The following is a 17,861-nucleotide window of genomic DNA, read 5'->3' as shown; positions in this document are numbered from 1 at the left end:
CTTCGTCCGCTGGCCGAGCGACACGTACCGATTTCGTCGCGGCGGCCAGGTCCAGCGGGCGGGGGTCGGCGGGGCGGCGCGAACCGGCCGCGGTTACCGGTGTCTGGGCAGGGTGGTGCGAGCGGCCAGTAGACAACGGCCCGACGGGAACAGCCAGTTTGCGTCAGGTCGGTCCGAAGGTCGTGGTGCTTCGCCCTACCGCACCGGCCGGGAAGGGCCTGGGAGCATCGGGGCGCGGCCGTCGGTCGCGCCCCGATTTTCGTGTCCGGGCCGGTAGCCTTCCGCGGACGGATCCCTCGCCGCCGCGCCGGTTGCGGCGGCATCGGCATGACGGTGAGGCACGCGTGACGATGATGGAGACGGCCGGGGCGGCGGTGACGGAGGGCGACGGGCCGCGGGGTGAGCCGGGGGGTGCGCGGCGCCGGGCGGTCGGGCGGCCGCTGCCGCGGGCCGCGGCGCTGCTGGCGGCGCCGGCAGCGGGGGTGGCGCTGTTGCTGGCGTTCCCACCGTACGGGTGGTGGTGGTCGGCGCCGCTGGGTGTGCTGCTGTTCACGCTGGCGGTGCACCGCCGTCGGCTGCGCGCCGGGTTCGGGCTGGGGGCGCTGGCCGGGCTGGCGTTCTTCGCGCCGATGCTGACCTGGACGAACCTGCACACGGGGAAGCTGCCGTGGCTGCTGCTGTCCGGGTTGCAGGCGGGCTACCTGGGGCTGTTGGGGGCGGCGGTGGCGGTCACCAGCGCCCTGGTCGACCGGGCCCGCTGGTCGTGGCCGCTGGTGACCGGGGTGCTGTGGGTGGCGCAGGAGGCGCTGCGGGACCGGACCCCGTTCGGCGGGTTCCCGTGGGGACGGCTGGCGTTCAGCCAGGGGGACTCGCCGCTGCTGCGGCTGGCCGCATTGGGGGGCGCCCCGCTGGTGACCTTCGGGGTGGCGTTCGTCGGCGGGCTGCTCACGGTGGCGGTGTGGCGGCCGTGGCGGCGGGTCACGGTGGCCGGCGGTGGACGGGCGGTGGCCCTGGTCGCCGGGGCGGTCGCGGTCGTCGCGGCGGGGCTGCTCGTCCCGGTCGGGGTCGGCTCCGGGGCCGGGACGGTGACGGTGGCGATCGTGCAGGGCAACGTGCCCCGGTTGGGGCTTGACTTCAACGCGCAGCGGCAGGCGGTGCTGAACAACCACGCCGACGCGACGATCGCGCTCGCCCGGCGGGTGGCGGCGGGTGCGGCGCCGCGGCCGGACCTGGTGGTGTGGCCGGAGAACGCCAGCGACATCGATCCGACCCGGGAACCGCGGGCGGCGGCCCGGATCTCCGAGGCGGCCGACGCGGTCGGCGCGCCGATCCTGGTCGGCGCGGTGCTGCTCGGCCCGGGCGAGGGGCAGGTGCGCAACGCGGGGCTGGTGTGGATGCCGGGCAGCGGGTGGGACTCCGACCAGGTGTACGTCAAGCGGCATCCGGTGCCGTTCGCCGAGTACGTCCCGTTGCGGTCGATCGCCCGGAGGGTCAGCAAGGAGGTTGACCGGGTCCGCAACGACTTCGTCGCCGGTACGGAGCCGGGAGTGCTGCGGGTCGGCGGGGTGTCGCTGGGGGACGTGATCTGCTTCGAGGTGGCGTACGACTCGGTGGTGCGGGACACCGTCACCGGTGGGGCGCAGCTTCTGGCGGTGCAGACCAACAACGCCACGTTCAACGAGGCCGAGGCGTTGCAGCAGCTGGCGATGGTACGGCTGCGGGCGGTGGAGCACGGCCGGGAGGGGTTGATGGCCTCGACCGTCGGGGTGTCCGGGTTCGTCGGGGCTGATGGGCGGGTAACCGGGGCGACCGGGTTCAACACCCAGGAGGTGGTGACCCGCGAGATGCACCTCGGGGATGCCCGTACGGTCGCCACCCGGGTCGGCGTCTGGCCCGAAGTGGCGCTGGTGGCGGTGGCCGTGGCGGCCCTCGTGACGGCGGTGGTGCTCCGTCGCCGGCCGCTCCCCGGGGATGGTACGGCGACGGCCGGCGACCCGGCGGATGCGGAGGAGCGGTGAATGAGGCGTTCGGGGCGACAGAGCGGGCGGCGGGCTGGCCGGGGGTGGGCCGGGTCCTGGTGGTGGTGCCGACCTACAACGAGGCCGACAACATCCGGGTGATCGTCGACCGGATCCTGCACGCCGTGCCGGAGGTGGAGATCCTCGTGGTGGACGACGCCAGCCCGGACGGCACCGGGGTGCTCGCCGACCGGATGGCGGAGGCCGACGGCCGGATCCACGTGCTGCACCGGGAGGGCAAGCAGGGGCTCGGCGCGGCGTACGTGGCGGGGTTCGGCTGGGCCGCCGAGCGCGGCTACGCCGCGGTGGTGGAGATGGACGCCGACGGCTCGCACGCTCCGGAGGAGTTGCCGCGGCTGCTGGACGCGGCCCGGGACGCCGACGTGGTGATCGGATCCCGCTGGATGGCCGGGGGGCGGGTGGTGAACTGGCCGCTGCGCCGACAGCTGCTGTCCCGGGGCGGAAACCTGTACGCGCGGCTGGCGCTGGGGATGCCGCTGTCGGACGCGACCGGCGGGTTCCGGGTGTACCGGGTGCCGGCGCTGCGTCGGCTCGACCTCGACTCGGTCGCCTCCCAGGGGTACGCCTTCCAGGTCGAGCTGTCGTGGCGGGCGCACCGAGCGGGTCTGCGGACGGTGGAGGTGCCGATCACGTTCGTCGAGCGGGAACGTGGGACGAGCAAGATGAGCCCCGTGATCATCGGTGAGGCGTTGTGGCGGGTGACGCTCTGGTCGGTGTTCGACCGACGGGCGGCGGCCGGTCGTGGCCGCGACCCGCGGCAGCGGTGGCCGTGACCGGCGCGTGTCATGCTGGACCGGCGGGGACGTGCGACCCGGTGTCCGGGATGGGGTGACATGCGTCGAGGACTGAGGTTCGTGCCGCTGGCACTGCTGCTGACCGGGATCGTGGAGATCGCGGTGTTCGTACTGCTCGGCCGGGGTGTCGGGTTCGGGTGGGCGGTGCTGCTGGTGTTGGCGGCCTCGCTGACCGGGCTGGCGCTGTTGCGCCGGGAGGGGGTGCGGGCCTGGCGCGGGTTCCGGGGTGCCGTCGAGGCCGGCCGGCCGCCGGGGGAGCAGGTGACCGACGGGCTGGTCGGGCTCGCCGCCGGGCTGCTGCTCGCGGTCCCGGGGCTGGTCACCGGGGCTGCCGGGCTGCTGCTGGTGGTGCCGCCGCTGCGACGGCTGGCGCGCCGGCGGGTGCAGCGGGCGGCGGAGCGGCGGGTTTCCGCCGTGGTCGCCGGTGACCTGTTTGGTCCGCGTCGGGTGCGGGTGTGGCGGGGCCAGTCCCGTCCGACGCACGACGACGTACCGGTGAACCGCCCAGGGCCGGCGATCGAGGGCGAGGTCGTGGAGCGTCCCGCGCCCTGACCGTACGGGTGGGGCGCCGTAGACAGCGCCGCCCCCACCGGCGGCTACCGGTGGGGGCGGCGGGAGCTGGGGGCCGCGCGTTCAGGACCGTCCGCGTCGGGCCCGGACCTCCTCGAGCCGTTCGGCGAGGATGGTCTCCAGTTCGGCGATCGACCGACGCTCGAGCAGCATGTCCCAGTGGGTACGCGGCGGCTTGGCCTTCTTCTGCTCGGGCTCGCTGCCGTCGACCAGCCGGGCGACGTTGCCGTCGAACCGGCACTCCCAGGTGGTCGGCACCTCGGCGTCGACGGCGAACGGTACCTCGAACCGGTGGCCCTTGGGGCACAGGTACTCTCGGGACTGGCGCGGGGCAAGCTCGGTGTTGCGGTCGGACTCGTAGCTGACTGCTCCCAGACGGCTCCCGCGCAGCATGCGCTCGCCCATGATCGGCTTTCCCCTCGGTCGTGGTGCTGGTTCTTATCGTTGTAACGACATGCGCCGGGTGGGCGATTCCCGCCCGACGAGAGAAACCTCCGTGTCGTTGAACGCTGGAAGCGTATCCGGATCACCAGTACGGTGATCAGGGTCATACCGACCCCGAGTGGCTTTGTGGGGTTTCGTGCCGGCTTCGGTGCCGCTCGACCGACCTCGTCCCCCGGACCGTCGCCTGCGCGGCGGCGGGTCACCCGCCGCTGGGTGGCGGGACGGCGGGAGCGGCCGGGGCTGGGCGTGCGCTCAGGCTCGCCAGGGCGGCGGCGAGGTCGCTGACCTGGGTGCTGAGCCGGGCGGCGTTGTCGCGGGCGGCGTTCCGGTCCGCCTCCGCGGCGGCCAGCCGTGCCGTCAGGTCGGCTATCCGGGCCTCGGCGGCGGCCACGCCGTCGCGGAGCCGCGTCAGTTCGGCCCGGAGCCGGTCCCGCTCCTGGGCGGCCTCCTCCGCGGCGGCCCGGGCCTCGGCGGCCGCGGCCGCCACCGTCTCGGCGTCGGCGCGGGCTGTCTCCGCCTCCCGGGCGGCGGTTTCGGCGGCACGCCGAAACTCGGCGGCCTGGTCGCGGGCCTCGGCTGCCTCGGCGCGGGCCGCGTCGGCGGCGGCGCGCGCCTCATCCGCCCGGGTCCGGGCCTCGGCGGCCGTGTGTTCGGCCTGCTCGGCCGCGGCCCGGGCGAGGTCTCGTTCCCGGGCCAGCTCGGCCAGCCGCCGACGGTCGGCGTCGGCCTCGGCGCGCAGGGCCGCGAGCTCCCGCCGGGCCGCGTCCCGGTCCCGTTCGGCCTGGGTACGCAGCGCCACCGCCGCCGTCTCCGCCTGCTGGGCCGCGTCGCGGGCGGCACGTGCGGCGTCGGCCTCGGCCCGGGCGTCGGCGGCGAGTGCGGTGGCCCGCGCCGATTCCTCCCGCGCGGCCGCCTGGTCGGCGGCGGCGGCCTCAGCCGCCTGCTGCGCCTGGCGCAGCGCCACCGCAGCCAGCTCGGCCTCGCGGCGCGCCTCGTCCCGCTCTGTCTGGGCGGCCGCGATCTGGGCGGCGGCCTCGGCCCGGACCTCGGCGAGCTGGCGTTCGACTCCCGCCGGGGACAGTTCGGCGTGTAGTGCCTCGGCGAGGGTGCCGGCGATTTGTTCGAGCCGGTCGACCAGTTCCCAGCTGCGGGCCACCTGGCCGGCGAGTCCGGGCGCGTTGCGTTGGCGCATCCGCTGGTTCCGGGCGGCGCGCTGGCAGGCGCCGTCGTTGTCGCGGCAGTACCGGAACGGCCGTCCGGCGGCGGCCCGCTGCGGCACCGGCCGTCCACAGTGGGCACACGGCCGGGTCTCGGTGGCGGTGTCCGGGCTGGAGGGCTGCGGATCCATCGCCGGGGAAGTCTAGTGTCCGGCCCGGGCCGGGTTCGGGCGGGCGGCGGCGCACGTCGCCCGCCGCGGCTGTCACCCACCATGCCGCGGGCGGGCACCCGCGGGTCGGGGCGACGGCGTCACCCGGCCCGGCTCTGGGCGGGGTCCGGCCGGCAGCCGAGGTAGGCCTCCAGGGCGGCAGCGCCGGTGAGCATGGCGCGGCCGCGGGCGGAGAGCCGGGCCCGCCAGTCGCGCAGCATCGACTCGAGGGGCGCGACGCCGCCGGCGGAGCGGACCTGGGCGATCAGCGGGGCGATCTGCTCCAGCAGGTAGCCGCCCCGTCTGAGCTGGTGGACGAGGAGGGCGTCGCGGACGTCGGCCGCGCGGTAGACCCGGTAGCCGGTCCGCGGGTCGCGGCGTGGCTGGACCAGGCCGGCGCGCTCCCACTTGCGCAGGGTGGCGGGGCGGATGCCAAGCCTTCTGGCCAGGGGGCCGACGAACGTGTCGCCGTGTTCCTGCGGTACGGGATCGAGGTCGCCAAGCGCGGCTTCGACGGCCTGGAGGGTGCGACGGTCGTCGAGGAGCTGGGCGTGACTCTCGTCGATGAGTCGGAGCGCGTCGTCGATCGCGCCACGGTTGATGGCCCGCATGATCGAGCTGGCCGTCTGGTGACCGTGTCCGGGCACGAGGGCGAGGAACGCGCGCAGCGCGTACGCGTGCCGCACGGTGTAGGTGCGGTAGCCGTGCGGGGTGCGGTCGGCGGCGGGCAGGATCCCGGCCGCCTCATAGTTCCGGACCGCCTGGGTGGACAGGCCGTGCGGACGTGCCAGGTCAACCGGCCTGAGCCGTCCGCTGCTTTTAAAGTTCTGTCGCACTGATATCGACGCCTCGGGGGAAAGTCTCAACCGTTGGTTCAACGATACGGTTGAGGATATGACTGCTGCTGTTACCGATGCCGCCCACCCCGTCGACGCCGCCACCGTGCTGGGGCTGCTGCCGACCCGGCCGCGGCTCCTCGCCCTGGGCGAGCCCACCCACGGCGAGGACGTCCTGCTCGACCTGCGTAACGATCTCTTCCGGCACCTGGTCGAACAGGAGGGCTACCGGACGATCGCGATCGAGAGCGACTGCCTCATGGGTCTGCTCGTGGACGACTACGTCACGTCGGGTGCCGGCACCCTCGACGAGGTGATGGCGCGGGGCTTCAGCCACGGTTTCGGCGCCTCCCCGGCCAACCGGGAGCTGGTGCGCTGGATGCGCGCGTACAACGACGGCCGGCCGGCGTCCGAGCAGGTCCGGTTCGTCGGCTTCGACGGCCCGCTGGAGATCACCGGCGCCGCGAGCCCTCGGGAGGCCCTCACCGCGCTCCACGCCTACCTCGCCGCCCGGGTGGACGCCGACCTGCTTCCCTGCACCGTGGAGGCGCTCGACAGTCTGCTCGGCGCCGACGACCGCTGGACCAACCCCTCCGCCATGCGGGACCCGTCCCGGTCCGTGGGACGGACCCCCGACGCCACACGGCTGCGGCTGCTCGCCGACGACCTGGTAGCCCTGCTCGACACGCAGACACCACACCTGCTCGCGGTGTCCTCCCGGGACGACTGGGAACGGGCCTGCCTGTACGGGCGCACCGCCACCGGGCTGCTGCGGTACCACTACTGGATGGCCGACACGTCACCGGGCCGGATGGCGCGCCTGCTGGGCCAGCGCGCGTCGATGATGGCGGCCAACCTGCTGGCCATCGCCGCCCGGGGCCCGGCGCTGGTGTTCGCCCACAACGGGCATCTCCAGCGGAACCGAAGCCGGATGCAGATGGGCGACCTGCCGCTGGAATGGTGGAGCGCCGGAGCGCTCGTCAGCGCCCACCTCGGCGAGGCGTACGCCTTTCTGGCCACGGCCCTCGGCACGATCCGCCACCACGGTGTGGATACCCCACCCCCGGAGACCATCGAAGGCCTCCTGTACGCGCTTCCGGAGGACCGGTACGTCGTCGACGCCCGCCGACTGGCCGCTCTCCTCGGCGACGTGACACCCGCTCCCCGGGTGTCCCCCTGGTTCGGCTACATCCCGTTGGATCCGGCCCACCTGGCCAGCAACGACGCGATCGTGTTCGTCAAGGACGTCCCCACGCGGCAAAGCTGGTGGCCGACGGCGTGATCGAGGTCAGGCGGCGACGGCTCGTCGGCTCCTCGGCGGCATCCCCCGTGGTCGCAGCCGGATGGCGGCCGCCGTCACGACGGGCGGCGTCGCCGGCCCCGACCGCTGAGCGGTACCCTGGCGCATTCCGGTGGCCGCGGGGGGGGCCGGTGGGGCAGTGGTGCGGATCCACCGGGGGCAGGCGTCTCAGCAGGAGAGCCGCAGCCCATGACGTCCCACGACCGGTTCACACCGCCGGGCGGCGAGACCCGTGTCGGGTAACGTACTCGCTCATCGAGCGAACCGCGAATGCGCGGCAGGTTACGCCGATACTGAAGGGCCCGGGTGGCGCCGCCCGCCCGAGGAGCGGCAGCGGCGACCACCAAGAGATCGGAGCGGACACGTGAACGGTGCGGAAGGCGGTTGGCGATCGCACTCGGACGCCGTCGAACCCGGCCGTGTCGTAGGTCTTGGCGCCATCTGCGATCTCGGGCCACAGCACCCCGGCGGTACCGGCTCCCAGAGCTTTTCGGTGAGTGAGTTCGCCACGCTCGAGAACGGCCGGCGTGTCCTCCTGCATGAGGATCGTGGCTTCACCATCGGCTGGAGATCAACCGGTGAGCCACATTCTGGTGGTGCCCCGGTCAACGAGACACGGGACACCATCACCCAAACGGTGTTGACCGTCGTGCTTCCCGACGACGACGAATGCACAGAGGAGCACCCGTGGCCGTGGCTGGCCGAGCTGGCCCGGGCTCGCGGCCTGGACGTGACCGCGGAAGACCTGCGCGGCCTTCCGTACGAGGTGGTCCTGACCGACGCGGTGACCCGGTGGCTTGCGCCACCCGAGGCTGAGGTTGAGCGCGATTGAGGTGGTTCGTTGCGGCCTGTCACATCCGGGGTCGGCGACGACCACCGGTCCGGGCTGGGCTGTCACGCACCACGGGCAGATGACCAGGGTTGCGGCGGCTGGGATGACGAAGGCCTCGCGCTTGGGTAGCTGTCCCAGGACCACGAATACTTGACTTTGATTCGGTTCCGGTTGTTGCCGCTGACGCCCGGCCCCTGCAGCCGACGAACTGATCGCCGCACTACCCGCCCAGGCGTGGGTCGCCTGTCCGTGCCGACCCGATCGCGGCCGTCGAGGTGATCGCCGCCGCCGTGGCTGGCGCCGCCGACGCCAACACCAAGCCCGACTCTGCCACTACCGACAACACGGCTACCCCTGACAGTGCCGTTGCGGTACTAAGCCGGTTGCGGTTGATCTGAACGTCTTAGCTACGTCCAGCGTCGAAGTCTCGATGGGAGTGGACGACTCTGGGTGTGGTGAGGCGGCTGATCGGCCGCGACACCACCACCGACCGGCTGGCGGATTTCGGCGACGAGTGGCGGGTACGGGCGGTTCTTCGGCTGTCCGGGATGCCGGTGGACGGCCTTGTTGATGGCGTGCAGCAGGTTTGCTTTCAGTGAAGCAGGTCGCGACGGCTCTGCGGATACCGGAAGGGACGGTCAAGCCGGTTGCACACAGCGGTCGGCATGTTGCGCGAGGGGCTGCGCCGGATGGAGGTGGGCTGACGTGGCGGAGGAAGAGAAGCGCCGGAGCGAGGCGGTCGATCTTGATCGGCTCGGGCGAGGGCTGGCGCTGATATCGACAACGATCCTGGACCCGCCCGGAGAGCTGGGGCGGGACGTCGCCGTCCGCGCTCGACGGGGCTGGTGGATGGTGCCGGTGGCGGGTGTGGCGGTCCTGGTGGCCGTTGTCCTCGTGGGCGTCAGCGTGGGTTGGTGGCCGTTCCAGCAGCGCACCCCGGACGGCCAGACCGGCAGCCGGACGGCGGAGGGCAGTGTCGCCTGTTCACGCCTCATCGCGATCGGCCGGATCACTGCGGTACGTCCGGCTGGTGTCGGTGAGCTGCAGGTCAGCATCATGGTTGGGGAGTCGCTCAAGCCGGCCGACGCCAGCGGCTCTGTGACCGTGACGGTGGACGATCCCGCGGCCCACGTCGGGGCGCCCGCCTGGCCGGTTGGTGAGCGGGTCTTGGTGCAGGAGTTCTCCAACGGTGATCCGACCCCGGGGTTCTTCGGCGCGGAGATCGACCGGCTACGGCCGATCCTGCATGCGGCGGTTCCCCGGGCGGCGGGCATGCGCTGCGGTCCGGGCTGAGCGGCCGTGTGGGTAGCTACCCGTACGGCGTGTGTACGAGCGTCGTCCCACGTCGTCTGGTCCTCCCAGGCGATCTCGCCGCCGTCTACGGAGTCTTAGCCGAGGAAGTGAGCCGACGCGGGCGTCAGCGCCACAACCACCAGACCAGCCGCCAGCGTCGCCACCGCCACGGCCGCACGCCATTTCCCGATCCAGGCCGGTAAGGGGGCTCATGCGCAACGTGGCGCTGGACCAACAGCCAGGGCTGCCAGCCGGCCCAACGACCGAGAGTTGAGCGCGTATTCACTGACCGATTGGGGCGGGTCGTCGCTGTTCCTCCGTCGGCGCCCCGCTCGTCGTCGATGCGTTGGTCGAGATCGAGCTGGAACGTGCCGTGCAGGGCCAGGTTGGACCAGAAAAGCGGGTCGGGCCGCGCAGATCGTGCGCAGTGAGCCGGGCCGCCCGGTCCGGGCTGTCGAGAACCCGGTCGACCACGCGGGTGTTGACCAGCACGAGCGCGGACCGGAGCAGGTGCAGGGTGAGCATGGAGATCTCCTGGGCCTCGCGGTCGGCGCCGGGCAGCTCGGGTTCGCGGCCGTAGTGGATGGCGACGTTCGAGTTCCACTGTTCGACGACCTGCAGGCACTCAGGATGCTCCGCCGCCCGGTACGGCTCGTGCGGGGCGAGGATGTGCCCGTCCAGACCAGCGGGCTGGAACAGCTCTCCACGCGCGGGGCCGTGCACCGTCGATCCGCGACGGTCTCCGCTTCGGACCGGGCCATCCCCGGCGAGATCAGGCGTTCACGGCCGAGCCGAGACCGACCCCAATTATCGGATTACTGTTACTGATATTTCAGTAATCGGCTCATCGGGCGGTGATCGGCGTGGCGCGACCGCGGGAAAGCGATACACCATAATGACAGTTATGGTGTTTCTGGCTCGGGTTGGTGGACGGCGTCCGGTCGCACCACCGCACGTCCCGGGCTTGAGGGCGGTGGCACCTCGACAACCGAGCAGCTCCGGAGACCCTGACATGACCGCGCCGAACCTTCTCGTGATCGGGGGCAGCGGGCTCCTCGGCCGGGAGGTCACCCGGCAGGCGCAACGTCAGGGCGCGAGAGTCCTGGCGACGTTCCACCGCCGGCGCCCGACCATCTCCGGCGTGCAGTGGCGGCAGCTCGACATCAGGAACCGTCACGAGGTGACCGCCCTGATCCAGCAACTCCGACCCGTCGCGATCGTCAACGCCGCCTACCGGCAGAGTGACTGGGCGACCACCGCCGACGGCGCGACGCACGTGGCCGCGGCGGTGGTCGTGGCCGGATCGCGCCTGGTGCACGTGTCCAGTGACGTGGTGTTCGCCGGGTCAGCCGCCCGCTACGACGAGACCTGCCCTCCCGAGCCCATCACCCCGTACGGCGCGGCCAAGGCCGCCGCGGAAACGGCGGTCAGACGCCTCGACCCAGGCGCCGTCATCGCCCGCACCTCGCTGATCATCGGGTACGGCCACTCTCCACACGAGAAACACGTCCACTCGCTCGCGTCCGGTACCGCGACAGGGGTCCTGTTCACGGACGACATCCGCTGCCCCGTACACGTCGCCGATCTCGCGTCCGCGCTACTGGAGCTCTGCCGTTCGCCGTACTCGGAGATCCATCACGTCGCCGGCGCCGACGACCTCAGCCGGTACGAGCTCGGTGTCCTCATCGCCCGCCGGGACGGGCTCGACGACGCCAGGCTGCCCCGCGGCCGCCGAGCCCAGACCGGCCCACCAGGCCCCTGGAGGTGCCTCCTCCCGGTCGTGTCCGTTGCGGCACCGCGACCGCTGCTTCGGGCTCCGCCGTTCTCCGCAGCCGACCTGGCGCAGACGGGTCGCCGCGACACAGTCCGGCACCCCGCGGACGTGGCCGACGTCCCGCTCGGGGTGGTACCCGAGGCGTCTCCTCCGTGACGCGGCGGGACAAGCCCCTGACCTGGGAGAGTACGCCGGCAGGACAACGACTACCTTGGATGCATCGGTACCGCGGTGACCCACGTTGTGGGCGCGCCTGGGTGCGAATCCGCGTACCACCTGAGAATCTTCCTCACATGCCGAGTCTCGAGGTCATGCTCCGCGAGCCGGGCCGTCCTGCGCTGCCAGCCGCCGGGTCGGCCGAATTCACCGAGGCCTGGTTGACCAACCGGCGGCTGTCGGCGCACACCCGCGACGCGTACCGGCGGGACATCACCGACTGGCTGACCTGGTGCGCGGGCCGGGACCTCGACCCGCTGCGAGCCACGTTCCTCGACGTCAACGCCTACGCCCGGCACCTGGAGGGGACACCGACCGCCCGCGGCGGCCGTCCCCTCAGCCCGGCCACCGTCGCCCGCCGGCTGTCCGCCCTGTCCAGCTGGTACGACTTCCTGGTCAAGCTGCGCGCGATCGACACCAATCCGGTGGCCGCCGCCGACCGGCCCCGGGTCGACCGGGACCACTCCGCGACCGTCGGGCTGACCCCGCAGGAGGTCGACGCGCTGCTGGCCGCGGCCGAGGCCGACACCGGCCCGACGGCCGCGCGGAACCGGGCCACCATCGCCCTGCTGGCCGACCTGGGGCTGCGGGTCGGCGAGTTGATCTCACTGAATGTGGCCGACCTCGGCACCGAGCGCGGGCATCGCAGCATCCGCTTCGTCGGCAAGGGCGGCAAGGTGCGGCGCCGCGCCCTCACCCCCGGCGCCGCGCACGCGGTCGACACCTACCTGGCCGCCCGGGCCGCCGCCCAGGGCCTGAGCGTGTCGGAGTTGACCGGCCCGCTGCTGGTCACCGCGTCCGGGGCGCGGCTGGACCGGCACGCGGTGTTCCGGCTGGTGCGGCGGCTCGCCCGGGAGGCCGGCATTCCCGCCTGGGCGAAGCTGTCGCCGCACTCGCTGCGGCACGCGTTCGCCACCGCCGCCCGAGCCGAGGGAGTACCCCTGGAGGACGTCCAGGACGCGATGGGCCACGCCGACCCCCGAACCACCCGCCGCTACGACCGCGACCGACACAACCTCGACCGCGATCCGGCGTACGCCATCTGGGCCGCCCGGGCTCGCCGCCGCGGCTGATGGGCCGGCGGCCGGCGCCCCCGGCCCGAGCGGGATCTTGGACAACGGCCGGCGCACTAGGCTGGCCTGATGCGTGAGACACCCGAGGAACTCGCCGAGCTTCAGGCCCTGCTCGACGCCTCCCTGGCCCGCTCCACCGCCCACCTGCGGGCGATCGTCACCGGGCGTACGGTGACCGCGGCGCAGCTCACCCGGATCCTGACCGGCATGTGCACGCTCGCGCTGTCCACGGTGACGGCGAAGGGCGAGCCGCGGATCAGCGGCGTGGACGGGCACTTCCTGCACGGCAGGTGGCACTTCGGCACCACCCGCACCGCCGCCAAGGCCCGCCACCTCGCCGCCCGTCCCGCCGCCAGCGTCGCGCACCTGCGCGGTGAGAACCTCGGCGTGTTCACCCACGGCACGGTCGAGATCCTCAATCCGCCGCACGGCGAGCCGGCCGCGGACTGGCCGGAGCTGCTGGCGTACCTCAAGGACTTTTACGGCGAGGACGCCTTCGACTGGGACAACGAGGTGGTCTACTACCGGCTGCACCCGCACTGGATGACCGTCTACGCCCCCGACGTCGCCACGCTTCTCGCCGGATGAGTGTCGGCCCCGCCGAAGCCGGGGGAGGCGCGCCACCGGTGGTCAGGACGGCGACGCGGCGGCCCCCGGTCAGCAGAGCAGGTCGAGCTCGTGGTGCGCGTCCGCCGCGATGTCGCCGCCGCGCAGCCGGCGGCGCGCCCAGAGCCGGGCGGCCACCTCCGCCGCCTCGTCTCCCCAGGCCGCCTGCTCGACCAGGAGCGCGCCGGCCAGCAGGTACGCCATCCGCAGGGCGAGGCCCCGGGCCCCGGCGACCACCCCGTCCGCCTCCGGCGTCGCGGTGACCTCGGCGAGCGCGGCCCGCAGTTCGGCCGTGCCGGAGGCGAGGGTGTCGGCGAGTCCCGGGTGCAGCGGGCGGGCGGCGTCGGTCGCCGCGTCGAGCCGGCCCAGCAGCGGTACGGCGGCGTCGTCGCGGATGATGGCCCGGAGCACGTCCAGGGCGAGCACGTTCGTGGTGCCCTCCCAGATCGGCAGCACCTGCGCGTCGCGCAGGAGCCGGGGTATCCCGGTGTCCTCGACGTAGCCGGCGCCGCCGAAGCACTCCACGAGTTCGCTGGCCGCCGCGACCGCCAGCCGCCCGGTCGCGAGCTTCGCCAGCGGGGCCACGATCCGCAGTTCGAGGGCGGCCGCCGGGTCGGCACCGACGTCGACCTGGCCGAGTAGCCCGAACGCGTGCCCGGCCAGGACGAACGCCCCGGCCGTGTCGACCGCGAGACTGCCCAGCGTGGCCCGGTGCAGCGGCGCGCCGCTCAGCCGGCCGCCGGCAACCTGCCGGGCGTCGGCGTACGCCCGCGCGTACGCCAGGCCCCGGCGCATCCCCGCCGCGGCCGCCGCCGCATTGTGCAGCCGGGTCACCACCACCAGCGTCATCGCCCGCGCCAGGCCCGGCTGTGCCGGGTCGCCCAGCGGCCAGGCGTACGCGTCCCGCAGCCCGATCTCCGCCGTCGGCAGCGCCCGGGTGCCGAGCTTGTCCTTGAGCCGGTGCAGGGTGATGCCGGGCGCCGGGGCGACCGGATCGGCGCCCGGCCCGGCCAGCGGCGAGTCGGCGGCGTAGCGCGGCACCAGGAACGGGGCGAGGACCCGGCTGCCCGGCCCGGCCCCCTCCGGCCGGGCCAGCGCCACCGCGAGTGCGGAGTCGGCCGCCGAGCAGAACCACTTCTCGCCGGTCAGCCGCCAGGACCCGTCGGCGGCCGGCCGGGCCACCGTGCTGGACCGGGACAGGTCGGAGCCGCCCTGCGACTCGGTCATCCACTGCCCGCTGAACACCACCCGCTCCGGGTCGGTGCTGGTCAGCCGGGGCAGCCACTGGTCGCGGACCGCCGGGTCGACCTCGGGACGGGTCAGCAGCGCGGCGGCGCCGTCGGTCATCGCCACCGGACAGGAGAAGGTCGCCGACTCGGGGCCGTAGAGGTGTAGCAGCGCGTGTTGGACGACCCGGGCCGCGGCACCCCAGGTGGCCCGGGCCTGCGGCAGGTACGGCAGGGCGACGACCGCGTGCCGGGCGGCGGCCGCGCGCTGCGTCCGCCAGCCGGCCGAGGTCTCGATCCGGTCGATCCGGGCGCCCCAGCCGTCGTACCGGACCAGGGTCGGCGGATGCGCCTCGGCGTCGGCGTGCGCGGCGCGCAGCGGCCCGGTGACGTCGGTGGCGAGTGCGGCCAGCCGAGGCGCGGCGGCGGCGTGCCCATCCGGGCCGAGCCGACGGTCGAGCCAGGACCGGAGGAGCCGGTCACCGAAGTAGGGGTCGGGTGGGGCGGGCACCGTCTGCACGTAACGCGCCATGGTCTGGTCCTCGCGGGTCATGGGCCGGGGTGCCCGGCCCGGAGGGGCTGGGGTGATCTCGACGGTAGACGACGGCGGGGCCGTCGGCACCACACCGTCCACCGCCGGTCGGACACGCCGAAACGCGCTGCGCCGGGCGCCGGACCGTATCTACCGTCGGTGCCATGGGGAGCGAGCCGCTGTGGCGCCGCCCGGGCCGGCGGCCGCGGCGGATGCGCGGCCTGCTGTCGCTGGCCGCCGCCGGGCTCTTCGTGTGCTGCGTGGGCGCCGCCGGGCTCGGTGCCTGGAACTACCAGCACGTCCGGCAGTCGTCCGGGGAGGCCCGCGAGTCGGCCGAGGCGTTCCTGCGGGACGTGGTCGACGACGACGCGGACGGCGCCTACGACCGGCTCTGCGTCGACACCCGCGAGCGGTGGAGCCGGGAGGACTTCGTCCGCCAGCTTTCCGTGCCACCGACGATCACGAGGTACGACATCGAGGACGTGCAGGTCGCCAGCGACCAGGGACAGCTACGGGGCACCGTGGTGGCGAAGCTGACCCGCCGCTCCGGAGTCGTGGACCGGCGGGAGATTCCGCTGGTGAAGGAGGACGACCAGTGGCGGGTCTGCGGCGACCCGTTCTGACCCGGCACCACGCTGACGAGTTCCGTGGGCGCCCGACCGGGTCGGCGAGGAGGCTGGCCCCGCCGGGCGCCGGTCGGTCTAGCGTCGCCCCAGGTCGCCGCTGCGGTAGTGCTGTCGGCACAGCACCTGGTACCGCACCTCGGCCCCGTCGGCGGTGTCCCCGATGAGGACCTGTTCCCCCTCCCGGGCGACCGCGCCGTCCACCACCCGGGCGTTGAGCAGGCCCGGCCGGCCACACCAGCAGAGCACCTCGACCTGGATACGGGTCACCTCGTCGGCGAGTTCGAACAGCCGCTTGGCGGCCGGGAACAGGAAGGACCGGAAGTCGGTCGCCAGCCCGAACGCGAACACGTCGATGTCGTAACAGTCGACCAGCTCCGCCATCTGCTCGACGTGCTGCACCGTGTAGAAGCAGGCCTCGTCGCAGATCAGGTAGTCGATCCGGGCGCCCTCGGCGAGCCGGCTGCGCACCAGGTCGCACAGGTCCAGGTCGTCGGTGACCTCGATCGCCTCGTGTACCAGCCCGATCCGGGTGGTGATCTGCGGGCCGAGCGAACGGTCGATGCGGGTCAACACGAGCCCGCGCCGGCCCTGCCGGGCGTGGTTGTAGTTCATCTGCAGGGCCATCGTCGATTTGCCACAGTCCATGGGCCCCCAGAAGAACCTCAGCGCGGCGCCGTGGCGCAACCGCCCGTCGCCGGCGACCGAGCAGACGGCGGACGCGGCGGGGTCCACGGCGGGCAGGGGATGGCGGCGGTGGATGTCGTCGGTCACGGTCGGGGAGCCTAGGGCAACCGGGGTTCTCCGTTCGATCCGCCGTGCCGATCGTCACCTGGCCTGGGACCACCCATGCCGCGCCCGGCCGGAACGGCGGCCCGATGCCCCCCGCTGTCGGCAACGACCCGCGGCCCGGCGGCCGTGCGGGGGGGGACTACAGCCGGGCCGGCGGTACGTTGCCGGCGGCGACGATCGCCCGGCGGATCGGTACGGCGAGCAGCAGCACGAACCCGACGACGAAGAACGTCAGCAGGGAGATGATCGCCGCCCGGTAGCTCTCCGTCATTCCGTACGCCAGCCCGAACAGCAGCGGGCCGAGCCAGCTCGTGCCCTTGTCGGAGATCTCGTACAGGCCGAAGTACTCGGCCTCCTGCCCCTTCGGGATCAGCTGGCTGAACAGCGACCGGCTCAGCGCCTGGCTGCCGCCGAGGACGATGCCGATCCCGCCGCCGAGCAGCACGAACGGCACCGCCTGGCCGGCCGGCAGCCGGAACGCGATCGCCAGCACCGTCGTCCAGAGCACCAGGCTGACCAGGATCGTCTTCCAGGCGCCGATCCGTTTCGCCAGCGCGCCCATCCCGAGCGCTCCGAAGAAGGCGAGGAACTGCACCATCAGGATCGTCGGCACCAGCACGTCGTCGGAGAGCGCCAACTCCTCGGTGGCGTACGTCGCGGACAGCGAGATCACCGTCTGGATGCCGTCGTTGTAGACCAGGTACGCGACCAGGAAGAACAGCGTCAGCGGGTACGCCCTGAGGCTGCGCAGCGTGTGCCAGAGCTGGCGGAACCCGTCGAGCAGCAGCGGTCCCTGGGCCGGGCCGGCCACCGGTGGCCGGTTGCGGAGCCAGACCAGCGGGATCGTGGTGAACGCCGCCCACCAGACGCCGGCGGAGACGATGCTGTAGCGGGCGACGTCGCCGGTGTCCAGGCCGAGGGAGCCCTTGAACAGCACGGCCGCCACGTTGATGGCCAGCAGCAGGCCCCCGCCGATGTAGCCGATGGCCCAGCCGACGCTGGAGACGGTGTCCCGCTCCTCGGGGCCGGCGATCTGCGGCAGGAACGAGTGGTAGACGACGATGCTCGCCCCGTACGCGATGTTCGCCACCAGGAACAGCGCGGCGCCGAGCAGGTACCGCTCCCCGGTCAGGAACAGCAGCCCGATGGTGGCCGCCGCGCCGATGTAGGCGAACAGCGCCAGCATCTCCTTCTTCCGCGGCGACCGGTCGGCGACCGCGCCGACCACGGGCAACACGAAGACGGTGAGGAACACCGACAGCGACACCATGTACGGGAACAGCGAACCGGGGGCGATGTCGATCCCGACCAGGCTGATCCGCTCTCCGCGGCACGGGTCGTCGGCGGCGCAGCCGGCGGCCGCCTTCGCGACCGACGTCAGGTACGGGCCGAGAAAGACCGTGATGACGGTGGTCTGGAACGCCGAGTTGGCCCAGTCGTAGAAGTACCAGCCGACCCGCTCGCGGCGGGTGCTCGGCGGCGTGCTCTCGGCCGCCGTCGCGGGAATGGTCTCGGCCATGGTCGTCCTTCGGCAAGGCTCGGGCG

The 17,861-nt window shown here is 73.3% G+C and carries 17 protein-coding genes and 1 pseudogene; 11 read left to right on the top strand and 7 right to left on the bottom strand.

Annotation, left to right across the window (positions count from 1 at the left end; genetic code table 11):
- Nucleotides 1-353 precede the first annotated feature (353 nt).
- Genes lnt through EF879_RS18090 form a run of 3 tightly spaced genes read left to right on the top strand, consistent with a single transcriptional unit; the run spans nucleotide 354 to nucleotide 3,385 of the window.
- Nucleotides 354-2,018, top strand: coding sequence for an apolipoprotein N-acyltransferase (lnt, locus tag EF879_RS18100; protein WP_370375530.1), 1,665 nt, complete (start codon nucleotides 354-356; stop codon nucleotides 2,016-2,018).
- On the top strand, nucleotides 2,015-2,812 hold the full coding sequence (locus tag EF879_RS18095) for a polyprenol monophosphomannose synthase (RefSeq protein ID WP_233604559.1): 798 nt from the start codon (nucleotides 2,015-2,017) through the stop codon (nucleotides 2,810-2,812). The genes lnt and EF879_RS18095 overlap by 4 nt, the downstream gene beginning before the upstream one ends.
- 60 nt (nucleotides 2,813-2,872) lie before the next feature.
- Nucleotides 2,873-3,385 carry an FxsA family protein gene (locus tag EF879_RS18090; RefSeq protein WP_123560181.1) on the top strand — a complete coding sequence of 171 codons (513 nt, stop codon included), beginning with the start codon at nucleotides 2,873-2,875 and terminating at the stop codon, nucleotides 3,383-3,385.
- An 81-nt stretch (nucleotides 3,386-3,466) separates the two neighbouring features.
- Here EF879_RS18090 and EF879_RS18085 read toward each other — a convergent pair whose 3' ends face one another.
- The 3 genes from EF879_RS18085 to EF879_RS18075 form a co-directional block, all read right to left on the bottom strand.
- A complete protein-coding gene (locus tag EF879_RS18085) occupies nucleotides 3,467-3,808 on the bottom strand; it encodes an RNA polymerase-binding protein RbpA (RefSeq protein ID WP_123560179.1) in 342 nt (113 codons plus the stop codon).
- A gap of 238 nt (nucleotides 3,809-4,046) precedes the next feature.
- Nucleotides 4,047-5,195 (bottom strand): hypothetical protein, encoded by a 1,149-nt coding sequence (locus EF879_RS18080; RefSeq protein WP_123560177.1) that lies wholly within the window; start codon nucleotides 5,193-5,195, stop codon nucleotides 4,047-4,049.
- 119 nt (nucleotides 5,196-5,314) lie between these two features.
- A complete protein-coding gene (locus EF879_RS18075; RefSeq protein ID WP_123560175.1) occupies nucleotides 5,315-6,049 on the bottom strand; it encodes a TioE family transcriptional regulator in 735 nt (244 codons plus the stop codon).
- A gap of 58 nt (nucleotides 6,050-6,107) precedes the next feature.
- On the opposite strand from EF879_RS18075, the gene EF879_RS18070 reads away from it, so the two are divergent.
- From EF879_RS18070 to EF879_RS18060, 4 genes are all read left to right on the top strand, one after another.
- A complete protein-coding gene (locus tag EF879_RS18070) occupies nucleotides 6,108-7,331 on the top strand; it encodes an erythromycin esterase family protein (protein ID WP_123560173.1) in 1,224 nt (407 codons plus the stop codon).
- Between the two features lie 511 nt (nucleotides 7,332-7,842).
- On the top strand, nucleotides 7,843-8,181 hold the full coding sequence (locus tag EF879_RS18065; protein WP_123560171.1) for a hypothetical protein: 339 nt from the start codon (nucleotides 7,843-7,845) through the stop codon (nucleotides 8,179-8,181).
- Nucleotides 8,182-8,636: 455 nt separating this feature from the next.
- Entirely contained in the window at nucleotides 8,637-8,780 is a 144-nt protein-coding gene (locus EF879_RS27305) for a hypothetical protein (protein WP_158624202.1), read from the top strand.
- Between the two features lie 106 nt (nucleotides 8,781-8,886).
- Nucleotides 8,887-9,474 (top strand): hypothetical protein, encoded by a 588-nt coding sequence (locus EF879_RS18060; RefSeq protein WP_148086474.1) that lies wholly within the window; start codon nucleotides 8,887-8,889, stop codon nucleotides 9,472-9,474.
- A gap of 282 nt (nucleotides 9,475-9,756) precedes the next feature.
- Here EF879_RS18060 and EF879_RS18055 read toward each other — a convergent pair whose 3' ends face one another.
- Nucleotides 9,757-10,197 carry a Tn3 family transposase gene (locus EF879_RS18055; protein ID WP_123560167.1) on the bottom strand — a complete coding sequence of 147 codons (441 nt, stop codon included), beginning with the start codon at nucleotides 10,195-10,197 and terminating at the stop codon, nucleotides 9,757-9,759.
- Nucleotides 10,198-10,486: 289 nt separating this feature from the next.
- Between EF879_RS18055 and EF879_RS18050 the strand changes: the two are divergent.
- The 3 genes and pseudogenes from EF879_RS18050 to EF879_RS18040 form a co-directional block, all read left to right on the top strand.
- Nucleotides 10,487-11,275, top strand: a pseudogene (locus EF879_RS18050) (NAD(P)-dependent oxidoreductase); the annotation flags it as partial.
- A 266-nt stretch (nucleotides 11,276-11,541) separates the two neighbouring features.
- Entirely contained in the window at nucleotides 11,542-12,537 is a 996-nt protein-coding gene (locus EF879_RS18045; protein ID WP_123560163.1) for a tyrosine-type recombinase/integrase, read from the top strand.
- A 69-nt stretch (nucleotides 12,538-12,606) separates the two neighbouring features.
- Complete coding sequence (locus EF879_RS18040) at nucleotides 12,607-13,125, top strand: pyridoxamine 5'-phosphate oxidase family protein (protein ID WP_123560161.1); 519 nt, start codon at nucleotides 12,607-12,609, stop codon at nucleotides 13,123-13,125.
- A gap of 69 nt (nucleotides 13,126-13,194) precedes the next feature.
- Here EF879_RS18040 and EF879_RS18035 read toward each other — a convergent pair whose 3' ends face one another.
- Entirely contained in the window at nucleotides 13,195-14,901 is a 1,707-nt protein-coding gene (locus tag EF879_RS18035; RefSeq protein WP_158624201.1) for an acyl-CoA dehydrogenase family protein, read from the bottom strand.
- Between the two features lie 164 nt (nucleotides 14,902-15,065).
- Between EF879_RS18035 and EF879_RS18030 the strand changes: the two genes are divergently transcribed.
- A complete protein-coding gene (locus EF879_RS18030; RefSeq protein ID WP_123560157.1) occupies nucleotides 15,066-15,524 on the top strand; it encodes a DUF4878 domain-containing protein in 459 nt (152 codons plus the stop codon).
- A 78-nt stretch (nucleotides 15,525-15,602) separates the two neighbouring features.
- Here EF879_RS18030 and EF879_RS18025 read toward each other — a convergent pair whose 3' ends face one another.
- A complete protein-coding gene (locus tag EF879_RS18025; RefSeq protein ID WP_370375529.1) occupies nucleotides 15,603-16,268 on the bottom strand; it encodes a thymidine kinase in 666 nt (221 codons plus the stop codon).
- Between the two features lie 187 nt (nucleotides 16,269-16,455).
- The gene (locus tag EF879_RS18020) at nucleotides 16,456-17,835 is read right to left on the bottom strand and encodes an MFS transporter (RefSeq protein ID WP_123560156.1); all 1,380 of its coding nucleotides are present in this window, start codon (nucleotides 17,833-17,835) and stop codon (nucleotides 16,456-16,458) included.
- Between the last annotated feature and the right edge of the window lie 26 nt (nucleotides 17,836-17,861).

It is taken from the genome of Micromonospora sp. HM5-17 (genome assembly GCF_003762835.1).
Classification (GTDB): Bacteria; Actinomycetota; Actinomycetes; order Mycobacteriales; family Micromonosporaceae; genus Plantactinospora.
Note: the sequence above shows the minus strand (reverse complement) of the source record. Positions and strands in the feature narration are given on the sequence as shown.